This is a genomic window from Streptococcus sp. 2741 (assembly GCF_013276315.1).
Taxonomy (GTDB): Bacteria; Bacillota; Bacilli; order Lactobacillales; family Streptococcaceae; genus Streptococcus; species Streptococcus pseudopneumoniae.
Window position 1 is genome coordinate 11,419 of record NZ_VMKU01000113.1, and the last position, 12,497, is coordinate 23,915.

The 12,497-nt window shown below is 40.4% G+C and carries 13 protein-coding genes; 6 read left to right on the forward strand and 7 right to left on the reverse strand.

What is annotated here, in order from left to right:
* The first annotated feature begins 173 nt into the window (after positions 1-173).
* The 6 genes from HT671_RS09525 (at position 174) to radC (ending at position 7,676) form a co-directional block, all read left to right on the forward strand.
* The gene (locus tag HT671_RS09525) at positions 174-1,433 is read left to right on the forward strand and encodes a UDP-N-acetylglucosamine 1-carboxyvinyltransferase (RefSeq protein WP_001227095.1); all 1,260 of its coding nucleotides are present in this window, start codon (positions 174-176) and stop codon (positions 1,431-1,433) included.
* A gap of 15 nt (positions 1,434-1,448) precedes the next feature.
* Positions 1,449-2,000 (forward strand): GNAT family N-acetyltransferase, encoded by a 552-nt coding sequence (locus HT671_RS09530; protein WP_001028719.1) that lies wholly within the window; start codon positions 1,449-1,451, stop codon positions 1,998-2,000.
* Entirely contained in the window at positions 1,993-3,270 is a 1,278-nt protein-coding gene (gene spxR, locus HT671_RS09535) for a CBS-HotDog domain-containing transcription factor SpxR (RefSeq protein ID WP_000033819.1), read from the forward strand. Before HT671_RS09530 ends, spxR begins: the two co-directional genes overlap by 8 nt.
* 15 nt (positions 3,271-3,285) lie before the next feature.
* The gene (locus tag HT671_RS09540; RefSeq protein ID WP_000631540.1) at positions 3,286-4,146 is read left to right on the forward strand and encodes a methionyl aminopeptidase; all 861 of its coding nucleotides are present in this window, start codon (positions 3,286-3,288) and stop codon (positions 4,144-4,146) included.
* Positions 4,147-4,661: 515 nt separating this feature from the next.
* Complete coding sequence (gene pcrA / locus HT671_RS09545) at positions 4,662-6,953, forward strand: DNA helicase PcrA (RefSeq protein WP_050222845.1); 2,292 nt, start codon at positions 4,662-4,664, stop codon at positions 6,951-6,953.
* A gap of 42 nt (positions 6,954-6,995) precedes the next feature.
* Positions 6,996-7,676: a DNA repair protein RadC gene (radC, locus tag HT671_RS09550; protein ID WP_000286927.1), complete on the forward strand. Its 681-nt coding sequence runs from the start codon at positions 6,996-6,998 to the stop codon at positions 7,674-7,676.
* Here the strand turns inward: radC and HT671_RS09555 are convergent.
* The 7 genes from HT671_RS09555 to HT671_RS09585 form a co-directional block, all read right to left on the reverse strand.
* On the reverse strand, positions 7,673-8,362 hold the full coding sequence (locus HT671_RS09555) for a gamma-glutamyl-gamma-aminobutyrate hydrolase family protein (RefSeq protein ID WP_000743339.1): 690 nt from the start codon (positions 8,360-8,362) through the stop codon (positions 7,673-7,675). The two genes, radC and HT671_RS09555, sit on opposite strands and share 4 nt — an antisense overlap.
* 17 nt (positions 8,363-8,379) lie before the next feature.
* The gene (locus tag HT671_RS09560) at positions 8,380-9,021 is read right to left on the reverse strand and encodes a redox-sensing transcriptional repressor Rex (RefSeq protein ID WP_000653403.1); all 642 of its coding nucleotides are present in this window, start codon (positions 9,019-9,021) and stop codon (positions 8,380-8,382) included.
* 82 nt (positions 9,022-9,103) lie between these two features.
* Positions 9,104-9,319, reverse strand: a complete 216-nt coding sequence (locus tag HT671_RS09565) for a DUF4649 family protein (protein WP_000462493.1) — start codon at positions 9,317-9,319, stop codon at positions 9,104-9,106.
* Between the two features lie 7 nt (positions 9,320-9,326).
* Positions 9,327-9,674, reverse strand: coding sequence for a DUF1831 domain-containing protein (locus HT671_RS09570; RefSeq protein WP_000863540.1), 348 nt, complete (start codon positions 9,672-9,674; stop codon positions 9,327-9,329).
* A 4-nt stretch (positions 9,675-9,678) separates the two neighbouring features.
* Positions 9,679-10,794: a cysteine desulfurase family protein gene (locus HT671_RS09575; RefSeq protein WP_050222844.1), complete on the reverse strand. Its 1,116-nt coding sequence runs from the start codon at positions 10,792-10,794 to the stop codon at positions 9,679-9,681.
* 9 nt (positions 10,795-10,803) lie between these two features.
* A complete protein-coding gene (locus HT671_RS09580) occupies positions 10,804-11,763 on the reverse strand; it encodes a ribose-phosphate diphosphokinase (RefSeq protein ID WP_001283810.1) in 960 nt (319 codons plus the stop codon).
* Between the two features lie 112 nt (positions 11,764-11,875).
* A complete protein-coding gene (locus HT671_RS09585; protein ID WP_000681273.1) occupies positions 11,876-12,445 on the reverse strand; it encodes a CYTH domain-containing protein in 570 nt (189 codons plus the stop codon).
* Between the last annotated feature and the right edge of the window lie 52 nt (positions 12,446-12,497).

Here is a 12,497-nt window from a genome sequence, read left to right on the forward strand (position 1 = left end):
GCCTGCGGCTAGCTTCCTAATCTGCTCTTTGGTTTTCATTGAGTATCAGTGACTAACTCATCAACTCTGATTTATCCAATAAAATTGAAAAGGATGGAAAAAAGGTTGCATTTATGATATAATTTATTTTAAAGACCTTATTAGAAATCTTGAGAGAGTATTGAAAACTTAGAATGAGAAAAATTGTTATCAATGGTGGATTACCACTACAAGGTGAAATCACTATTAGTGGTGCTAAAAATAGTGTTGTGGCCTTAATTCCGGCTATTATCTTGGCTGATGATGTGGTGACTTTGGATTGCGTTCCAGATATTTCGGATGTAGCCAGTCTTGTCGAAATTATGGAATTGATGGGAGCTACTGTTAAGCGTTATGACGATGTCTTGGAGATTGATCCAAGAGGTGTTCAAAATATTCCAATGCCTTATGGGAAAATCAATAGTCTTCGTGCATCTTATTATTTTTATGGAAGTCTTTTAGGTCGCTTTGGTGAAGCCACAGTTGGCTTGCCTGGAGGATGTGACCTTGGTCCTCGTCCGATTGACCTACACCTTAAGGCTTTTGAAGCTATGGGTGCCACTGTTAGCTACGAGGGAGATAACATGAAGTTATCTGCTAAAGATACAGGACTTCATGGTACAAGTATTTACATGGATACGATTAGTGTAGGAGCAACGATTAATACGATGATTGCTGCGGTTAAAGCAAATGGTCGTACTATTATTGAAAATGCAGCCCGTGAACCTGAAATTATTGATGTAGCTACCCTCTTGAATAATATGGGTGCCCATATCCGTGGGGCAGGAACCAATATCATCATTATTGATGGTGTCGAAAGATTACATGGGACCCGTCATCAGGTGATTCCAGACCGCATTGAAGCTGGAACATATATTTCCTTAGCTGCTGCAGTTGGTAAAGGAATTCGTATCAATAATGTTCTTTACGAACACCTAGAAGGATTTATTGCTAAGTTGGAAGAAATGGGAGTGAGAATGACTGTATCTGAAGACAGCATTTTTGTCGAGGAACAGTCTAATTTGAAAGCAATCAATATTAAGACGGCTCCTTACCCAAGCTTTGCAACTGATTTGCAACAACCGATTACCCCACTTTTACTAAGAGCGAATGGTCGTGGTACAATTGTCGATACGATTTACGAAAAACGTGTAAATCATGTTTTTGAACTAGTAAAGATGGATGCGAACATTTCGACAACAAATGGTCATATTTTGTACACGGGTGGACGTAGTTTACGTGGAGCCAGTGTTAAAGCAACTGACCTGAGAGCAGGTGCAGCTTTAGTTATTGCTGGTTTGATGGCCGAGGGACAAACTGAAATTATCAATGTCGAGTTTATCTTACGTGGTTATTCTGATATTATCGAAAAATTACGTAATCTAGGAGCGGATATTAGACTTGTTGAGTATTAAACCGTAGAGGTGTTTATGAATATTTGGACCAAATTAGCAATGTTTTCTTTTTTTGAAACGGATCGCTTGTATTTGCGTCCTTTCTTTTTTAGTGATAATCAGGACTTCCACGAGGTAGCTTCAAATCCAGAAAATCTTCAATTTATTTTCCCAACGCAGGCAAGTCTGGAAGAAAGTCAGTATGCACTTGCCAATTACTTTATGAAGTCCCCTTTGGGAGTGTGGGCAATTTGTGACCAGAAAAATCAACAAATGATTGGTTCTATTAAATTTGAGAAGTTAGATGAAATCAAAAAAGAAGCTGAGCTTGGCTATTTTTTGAGAAAAGATGCTTGGTCGCAAGGATTTATGACAGAGGTTGTTAGAAAAATTTGTCAGCTTTCTTTTGAAGAATTTGATTTAAAACAATTATCTATTATTACCCATCTCGAAAATGAAGCAAGTCAACGGGTTGCCCTTAAGTCTGGATTTCGATTGATTCGTCAGTTTAAAGGAAGTGATCGTTACACAAGAAAAATGCGGGATTATCTTGAATTTCGGTATGTAAAAGGAGAGTTCAATGAGTAAGCATCAGGAAATTCTAAGCTATTTGGAGGAATTACCAGTAGGTAAAAGAGTCAGTGTTCGTAGTATTTCCAATCATCTAGGAGTTAGTGATGGAACAGCCTATCGGGCTATTAAAGAAGCTGAAAACCGTGGAATTGTGGAGACCCGTCCTAGAAGTGGAACAATTCGTGTTAAATCCCAGAAAGTTGCTATAGAGAGATTAGCGTTTGCTGAAATTGCAGAGGTGACTTCTTCTGAGGTTCTGGCTGGGAAAGAAGGTTTAGAGAGAGAATTTAGTAAGTTCTCTATCGGTGCCATGACTGAACAAAACATCCTATCCTACCTTCATGATGGGGGACTCTTGATTGTCGGAGACCGGACCCGTATCCAATTACTAGCGCTGGAAAATGAAAATGCCGTTTTGGTTACAGGTGGTTTTCATGTTCATGATGATGTGCTTAAACTGGCAAATCAAAAAGGGATTCCTGTTCTAAGAAGCAAGCATGACACTTTCACTGTTGCGACTATGATCAATAAAGCCTTGTCAAATGTCCGAATCAAGACTGATATTTTGACAGTTGAGAAGCTTTATCGTCCAAGTCATGAGTATGGTTTTCTGAGAGAGACAGACACCGTTAAAGATTATTTGTACTTGGTACGCAAGAATCGTAGCAGTCGTTTTCCTGTTATCAATCAACATCAGGTTGTTGTTGGCATTGTAACCATGAGAGATGCTGGTGATAAGTCACCAAGTACCACAATTGACAAGGTCATGTCTCGTAGTTTATTTTTAGTTGGATTATCGACAAATATTGCCAATGTGAGTCAACGGATGATTGCTGAAGACTTTGAAATGGTACCGGTTGTTCGGAATAATCAAACCTTGCTTGGAGTTGTGACACGACGAGATGTCATGGAGAAGATGAGTCGTTCCCAAGTTTCTGCTCTACCAACTTTTTCTGAGCAGATTGGTCAAAAACTCGCTTATCACCATGATGAAGTCGTCATTACAGTGGAACCCTTTATGCTTGAGAAAAACGGTGTTTTGGCTAATGGTGTATTAGCGGAGATACTGACTCACATGACCCAAGATTTAGTTGTGAATAGTGGTCGCAATCTCATTATCGAGCAGATGCTCATCTACTTTTTGCAGGCTGTTCAGATAGATGATACACTGCGCATTCAAGCACGCATTATCCACCATACTAGACGGTCAGCTATTATTGATTACGATATTTATCATGGTCATCAGATTGTTTCAAAAGCAAATGTAACCGTTAAAATTAATTAGAAACTAGGAGAAAAAATGATAACATTAAAATCAGCTCGTGAAATCGAAGCTATGGATAAGGCCGGTGATTTTTTAGCAAGTATCCATATTGGCTTGCGTGATTTGATTAAGCCTGGCGTAGATATGTGGGAAGTTGAAGAATACGTTCGCCGTCGTTGTAAGGAAGAAAATTTCCTTCCGCTTCAGATTGGAGTTGACGGTGCCATGATGGACTATCCTTATGCTACCTGTTGCTCTCTTAATGATGAAGTAGCTCATGCTTTCCCTCGTCACTATATCTTGAAAGATGGTGATTTGCTCAAGGTTGACATGGTTTTGGGAGGTCCAATTGCTAAGTCTGATTTGAATGTCTCAAAATTAAACTTCAACAATGTTGAGCAAATGAAGAAATACACTCAGAGCTATTCTGGTGGTTTAGCAGACTCTTGTTGGGCTTATGCTGTAGGTACACCGTCCGAAGAAGTGAAAAACTTGATGGATGTAACTAAAGAAGCAATGTATAAGGGGATTGAGCAAGCTGTTATTGGGAACCGTATTGGTGATATTGGTGCAGCCATTCAAGAATACGCTGAAAGTCGTGGTTACGGTGTAGTGCGTGATTTGGTTGGTCATGGTGTTGGCCCAACCATGCACGAAGAACCAATGGTTCCTAACTATGGTATTGCTGGTCGTGGACTTCGTCTCCGTGAAGGAATGGTCTTGACTATTGAACCAATGATTAATACAGGTGACTGGGAAATCGATACAGATATGAAAACCGGTTGGGCGCATAAGACCATTGACGGTGGATTGTCATGTCAGTATGAACACCAATTTGTCATTACGAAAGATGGACCTGTTATCTTGACTAGCCAAGGTGAAGAAGGAACTTATTAATAAAAATTGAAAAGACTACTGGAAGTTTATTTTGATAAAAATCCAGTAGATCTTTTCATAATAAAACGCATTGTATCAAGTGTTAGGGGCTGATATCATGCGTTTTTCTGACTTTAAGATTTTTTCCAACTCTGTTTGTAACCACATCATAACAGAGGGTCTAGGATTCAGGGCTCTCCTCCTATATACTATTAGTAAAGCAAAACTAGGGGAGAATATTTTAGTGTCGCAATCTATTGTTCCTGTAGAGGTTTTACGATATCGTTGTTTTGGTTTTAAAAAGAGAAATGGAATTCTGTTTAACGTTCGTATTGCCAATCTTAAATTTACCTTTTTTATATTGATGTATTGAGCTAGTTCATGAAAAAATTAAGTGAAAAAGTCGAGTGTTTTAGAAACCTACAGTGTAGTATTCTAGTTTCAATCCGCTATATTTTGCTACTCCCCGTAAAGTTTCTATTTTCCCTGATTTCTGATATAATAGAAATATTGACTTCAAGAGTAAGGAAGAGAAGATGAACGCATTATTAAATGGAATGAATGACCGTCAGGCTGAGGCGGTGCAAACGACAGAAGGTCCCTTGTTGATTATGGCGGGGGCTGGCTCTGGAAAGACCCGAGTTTTGACCCACCGTATCGCTTATTTAATCGATGAAAAGCTGGTCAATCCTTGGAATATCTTGGCTATTACCTTCACTAACAAGGCTGCGCGTGAGATGAAAGAGCGTGCTTATAGCCTTAATCCAGCTACTCAGGACTGTCTGATTGCGACCTTTCACTCCATGTGTGTGCGTATTCTGCGTCGCGATGCGGACCATATTGGTTACAATCGCAATTTTACTATTGTAGATCCAGGGGAGCAGCGAACTCTCATGAAACGCATTCTCAAGCAGTTGAACTTGGATCCTAAAAAATGGAATGAACGAACTATTTTGGGAACCATTTCCAATGCTAAGAATGATCTGATTGATGATGTAGCTTATGCTGCCCAAGCTGGCGATATGTATACGCAAATCGTGTCCCAGTGTTATACAGCTTATCAGAAAGAACTGCGTCAGTCGGAGTCGGTTGACTTTGATGATTTGATTATGCTGACCCTGCGTCTCTTTGATCAAAATCCTGATGTCTTGACCTACTATCAGCAGAAGTTTCAGTACATCCATGTTGATGAGTACCAAGATACCAATCACGCTCAGTATCAATTGGTCAAACTCTTGGCTTCACGCTTTAAAAATATTTGTGTGGTTGGGGATGCGGACCAGTCCATCTACGGTTGGCGTGGTGCTGATATGCAGAATATTTTGGATTTCGAGAAAGATTATCCCCAAGCCAAGGTTGTTTTGTTAGAAGAAAATTATCGCTCTACGAAGACTATTCTTCAAGCGGCCAACGAGGTCATTAAAAACAACAAAAACCGCCGTCCTAAGAATCTCTGGACCCAAAATGCTGATGGGGAACAAATCGTTTACTATCGTGCCAATGATGAACTAGATGAGGCTGTATTTGTAGCCAAAACCATCGATGAACTTGGTCGGAGTCAAAACTTCCTTCACAAGGATTTTGCAGTTCTCTATCGGACTAATGCGCAGTCCCGTACTATTGAGGAAGCCCTGCTCAAGTCAAACATTCCTTATACCATGGTTGGTGGAACCAAGTTCTACAGCCGTAAGGAAATCCGCGATATTATCGCTTATCTTAATCTTATTGCTAATTTGAGTGACAATATCAGTTTTGAGCGTATTATCAACGAACCAAAACGTGGAATTGGGCCAGGTACTGTTGAGAAAATTCGTGACTTTGCAAATATGCAAAACATGTCTATGCTAGATGCTTCAGCCAATATCATGTTGTCTGGTATCAAGGGTAAAGTAGCCCAATCTATCTGGGATTTTGCCAATATGATTCTGGATTTGCGGGAGCAACTGGACCAGTTAAGCATTACTGAGTTGGTTGAGGCCGTCCTAGAAAAAACAGGTTACGTCGATATTCTAAATGCTCAAGCGACTTTAGAAAGCAAGGCTCGGGTTGAAAATATTGAAGAGTTCCTTTCTGTGACGAAAAACTTTGATGACACCTCTGATGGGCCAGAAGAAGAAACTGGTTTGGATAAACTAAGTCGTTTCTTAAATGACTTGGCCTTGATTGCGGACACAGATTCAGGTAGTCAGGAGACATCAGAAGTGACCTTGATGACCCTGCATGCTGCCAAAGGTCTCGAGTTTCCAGTTGTCTTTTTGATTGGGATGGAAGAAAATGTCTTTCCACTTAGTCGTGCGGCTGAAGATCCAGATGAATTAGAAGAAGAGCGCCGTCTAGCCTATGTAGGTATCACGCGTGCAGAGAAAATCCTCTATCTAACAAATGCCAACTCGCGCCTGCTTTTTGGTCGTACCAACTACAACCGTCCCACTCGTTTTATTAACGAAATCAGCTCGGACTTACTTGAGTATCAAGGTCTGGCTCGTCCAGCAAATACAAGCTTTAAGGCATCTTATAGCAGTGGTGGGGTTGCCTTCGGTCAAGGTATGAGTCTTGCCCAGGCTCTTCAAGACCGTAAACGCAGTGCTGCCCCAAAATCTATCCAGTCAAGCGGTCTCCCATTTGGTCAATTTACAGCTGGAGCAAAATCAGCTTCTAGCGAGGCAAATTGGTCCATTGGTGACATTGCCCTCCACAAGAAGTGGGGAGAGGGAACTGTTGTGGAAGTTTCAGGTAGCGGTGCTACGCAGGAATTGAAAATCAATTTCCCAGAAGTAGGTTTGAAAAAACTTTTGGCTAGTGTGGCCCCAATTGAGAAAAAAATCTAATTTTTCATCCTTCTCACGAATAATAAAGTGAGGAGGATTTTTATGTACAGTATTTCATTCCAAGAAGATTCACTATTACCAAGAGAAAGACTGGCCAAGGAAGGAGTTGAAGCGCTCAGTAATCAAGAGTTGCTAGCTATTTTACTCAGGACAGGAACACGTCAAGCTAGCGTTTTTGAAATTGCCCAGAAAGTCTTGAGCAATCTTTCAAGCCTAACGGATTTGAAAAAAATGACCCTGCAGGAATTGCAGAGTCTGTCTGGTATCGGCCGTGTTAAGGCCATAGAATTACAAGCTATGATTGAACTGGGCCATCGTATTCACAAACACGAGACTCTTGAGATGGAAAGTATTCTCAGCAGTCAAAAGTTGGCCAAGAAGATGCAACAGGAATTGGGGGACAAAAAACAAGAGCACCTGGTGGCGCTCTATCTCAATACTCAAAATCAAATCATTCATCAACAGACCATTTTTATCGGTTCTGCAACTCGTAGTATCGCTGAGCCGCGAGAGATTCTTCACTATGCTATCAAGCATATGGCGACTTCACTCATCTTGGTCCACAATCACCCTTCGGGAGCGGTAGCGCCTAGCCGAAATGATGATCATGTCACTAAAATTGTTAAAGAAGCCTGCGACCTGATGGGGATTGTCCTCTTGGACCATTTGATTGTCTCACAATCTAGTTACTTTAGTTACCGTGAAAAGACAGATTTAATCTAAAGTTCATTAACAACATAGTCAAAGAGGTTTTTATCTTTGGGGCGATTTTCAAATAGAAATTCTGGGTGCCATTGGACACCGAGAAAGGCAACATCATCCGTACTCATGACAGCTTCAATAATACCATCTTTAGGATCATGAGCCGCAATCTTTAAATTTGGTGCTAAATCCTTGATACTCTGGTGATGGAAGGAGTTGATATGGGAGATTTCTCCATAGATTTCTCGGAGAACAGTATCAGGTTCTGTCACCAAGCGTTGAGTTGTGTACTCGGCAGAACAATTCTGCCAATGATCTTCGATATCTTGGTACAGAGTTCCGCCCATGGCAACGTTAAAAAGCTGAGTCCCACGACAGACGGAGAAAATAGGCTTTTTCTGTTTGATAGCTTCCTTGATGAGGGCTAGTTCGAATATATCTCTTTGAAGGTGGTAGTCATCGCTATCAATGGTTTTTGGTTCACCATAGAATTTTGGATCAACATTTTGCCCACCTGTCAAGATGAGCTTGTCAATCATACTGATATAGTGGCAGGCCATTTCTTGATCACCAATCGGTAGGATGATGGGAATCCCTCCAGCGTCTTTAACGCCTTCCACAAAGCCTTTTGCTGCGTAGCTCATCATGATGTCATCATCTGGATGAGTTTTTTCGTTTCCTGTTATCCCAATAACTGGTTTTTTCATAAAATGATTTTCGCTTTCTAATCCTCTTTTCGCATGAAGTAGAGGAGGGTTTGGAGTTCACTTGTCAAATCGACATACTGAACGACCACATCTTTTGGTAAATGCAGATGGACTGGTGAAAAACTAAGAATTCCTTTCACACCAGCATCTACCAAGAGATTAGCAACCTCTTGTGACTTAACACTGGGAACGGTCAGGATAGCAGTCTTGACATCGGCATCCTTGATTTTATCCTTGATTTGAGAAATTCCGTAAATGGGAATCCCGTCAGGAGTTTGGGTACCGACTTCAGGATGGTCATCCAGGTCAAATGCCATGATAATCTTCATCTTGTTACGCTCATGAAAGCGGTAGTGGAGAAGGGCATGGCCCATATTTCCAATACCAACCAGCATGACATTGGTAATAGAGTTATCATTGAGCAAATCGGCAAAAAATGTCATCAGTTTTTTGACATCATAGCCAAAACCACGACGACCAAGTTCACCAAAATAGGAAAAATCACGACGTACGGTCGCTGAATCAATACCGATAGCCTCTGCAATTTGTTTAGAGTTGGCACGTTCAATCTTTTCTGCATGAAATCTCTTAAAAATTCGATAGTAGAGAGAGAGTCTTTTCGCTGTAGCTTTTGGAATAGCAAACTGTTTATCTTTCACAAAATCACAACCTTTCTATTCTTCTATTTTATAGAAACATTGTGAAAAAATCAACAAAAACAAGAAAAAACTAAGAAAAATCTTAGTTTTGATGTAAAAAATCTGTATGTGATAGAAAACGGTAGAGGTCTCCGACCAGACCCTGATAAATTTTCTGGCTATTAAAAGTCAGAGAAGTTACATAAAGTGTATCTGGCAGGGTCACACATCCTGACAAAGCCAGCATGAGAGCTTCATAATCCTCATACTTGAGTGTACGCTCTACATGATAGCTGTCCTTATAGGTCAATTCAAACATATGGGACCTATCTTTCTGATTTTGTAAAGACACCACGTTCTACCAAGCTATCCATGAGGAAGTAGAATTTTTCCTGATGAATGTGGTGGTCTTCTGATTTGAAAATATCAACTAGACGAAGACCAAACTTGTCAGTGATATTGATTTTAGCCCCTGTAAGTTCCTTGTTAATGATGATTTTGAGTTGGAAGCCTTCACCGCTGTTTGGCACTTTTTCCAAAAGGCGAGTCAATTCATAGTTACCAACCTTAGTCTCAAAAAAGGTGTTATCTTTGAGGGTGAATTTTTTAACAGAAGGGCTAAGAGTGTAGTCGTAACGACAATTTTTTAACTGAATGGTTTTTTCAAATGCCATATGGCTAACCTCCGATAATTTCTTTTAAGGTTTTTGCGAGGGTTTGTAGGTCTTCAACAGTATTTTGTGGCGACAAACTGATACGAACGGATTCCTTCAAGCGTTCTGAATTTGCCCCGTACATGGCTTCAAGAACATGGCTGGATTGGACAATGCCTGCCGTACAGGCTGAGCCAGTAGAGATAGAAATTCCAGCCAAATCTAGCCGAAGGAGTAAAAGGTCATTTTTCTGATCAGGAAATCCAATATTGAGAACATAAGGGAGATGATGTTGTCCTCTATTCACGTAATACTGAATTCCTTCTAGCTCTGCAAGAAAGGCAGTTTCTAGATTTTGTACATGTTGGAAATGTTCTTCCTGTTTTTCTAGGTCTTCTTTTAGGGCTGCAACCATACCCACGATGGCAGCTAGATTTTCAGTTCCGGCTCGTTTTTTCTGTTCTTGGTCTCCGCCATGAAGATAGGAATCAAAATCCATGCTAGATGCGTAGAGAAAACCGATTCCCTTAGGACCATGGAACTTGTGGGCAGAAGCAGTGAGAAAATCAATGCCCAATTCTTCTGGGTGTATAGGGATTTTACCAATAGCCTGAACTGCATCGACATGATAGGCGGCTGGGTGTTGCTTGAGTATTTGGCCAATTTCAGCAATGGGCAGTAGGTTTCCAGTCTCATTATTGGCAAACATGGTAGAAACCAAAATCGTATCGTCACGTAAGGCCTCTTGAATTTGCTGGGCGGTGATTTCTTGATTTTCTGGCTGGATAATGGTTGCTTCAAACCCAAAGTGTTGAACCAAGTAATCAATTGTTTCAAGGACAGCATGGTGCTCAATAGCAGTTGTGATAATATGTTTTCCTTGTTCTTGGTGACGAAGGCAGTAACCAATGATAGCAGTATTGTTGCCTTCTGTCCCACCAGAAGTGAAAAAGATATGTTGAGGTTTTGTCCCCAGTAACTGAGCTAGCTCCTGACGGGCTTCTCGCAATAGTTTGCCAGCTTGACGACCATGAGCATGAATACTAGAAGGATTTCCATAGGTTTCTTGCATAACCTCGGTCATAGCTGAAATAGCAACTGCTGACATAGGAGTCGTTGCAGCATTGTCCAAATAAATCAAAGAATCACCTTATTTCTTTTTGTTGTAGGCAAAGAGTGGGCTGACTGGTTTTCTTTCGTGGATACGGACGATAGCATCACCAATTAACTCACTAGCAGTGATGTAGCATACGTTTTTAGGAGTTTTTTCTTTTGTTGCTACTGAATCAGTCACAAGAATTTCTTTAATATTAGTATTGTCAAGAAGTTCAGCAGCTCCTTCGACGAAGAGGCCGTGGCTAGAAACAGCATAAATTTCTGTAGCTCCTTCACGTTCAACGATTTTAGCAGCTTCAGAGAAGGTACGTCCTGTATTTAAAATATCATCAATCAAGATAGCTTTCTTACCTTCAACATCACCAATGATATAACCTTCGTTGCGAGTTGCATCGTCTTGAGGATAGTCGATAATGGCGATAGGAGCGTCAAGATATTCAGCCAAGCTACGCGCACGTTTGACACCTGAATTTTTAGGGCTAACGACAACAACATCTGAACCGAGTAGTCCCTTATCGCAGTAATGTTTTGCAAATAGGGGGACAGTGAAAAGATTATCCACTGGAATATCAAAGAAACCTTGAACCTGAACGGCATGCAAATCAAGAGTCAGGATACGATCAACCCCAGCCTTAACCAGCATATTGGCAACTAGTTTTGCTGTAAGTGGCTCACGAGGACAAGCAATGCGGTCTTGACGTGCATAGCCAAAATATGGAAGGACAACGTTGATACTGTGGGCACTTGCACGCACACAAGCGTCGACCATGATCAACAATTCCATTAGGTGGTTGTTGACAGGGAAACTTGTTGATTGGATGATGTAAACATCATAACCACGGACACTTTCTTCGATATTCACTTGGATTTCTCCGTCTGAAAATTGACGTGACGATAGTTTTCCAAGTGGGACACCAACAGCTTCAGCAATTTTCTGTGCAATCTCTTGGTTAGAGTTGAGTGCGAAAAGTTTCATGTTTTTTCTATCTGACATTATAGACCGTCCTCTGTAAACTTTTTAAATCCTAGTGATATTTATCTTACATATATGAACTAGAACCTGTGTATTTTTATCTTTTCTATTTTACCAAAAAATGGAGATTATTTCAGCTATTTTTCATGCTTTTGACAAATCGAACCAATTTTGAAGGAGCTTTTTGATAGGAAATCTGATTTTCCTCTAAAAATTGCTGGAAATCCTGTTTGCCTTGCTCATGATTTTCCACTTCAAGCTCTAATTCATAATCTGTCATATCAAAGTACTGACTTTCATCCAGTGCCATGAGGCCAATAGCTGTTTGCATTTCATAGCGAAGCGTTGTTAGACAACCAAGAACCTGCCATTCACTAGTTTGGATACCATGTTTCGCCAATTCATCCAATACTATCCCTTGAGGAAATTCTTTCTTGCTCAGATAGTTTTCAGCATCTTTTAGTTGCAATTTTTGGTTGTATTCCATGTTTCCAACACTCTGCGGGACTTTGAGTGTCAATTCTGCCCAGTCTTCAAAAGTTCGAATGCGCATAGCAACTTTCTTTTCTCGCAGCTCAAAATCAGGTGTGTCGATGTAGTAATTTTTTTGAAGAACAGGAGTGACACCTGTGAACTGGTCTTTTAGACGATCATACTCATCTTTTTTCAATAGTGTTTTCAATTCAATTTCTAAATGTTTCATTTTTCTTACCTTTTCTTTATCGTTGAAAGCGGATTATGGTATAAATAGTACA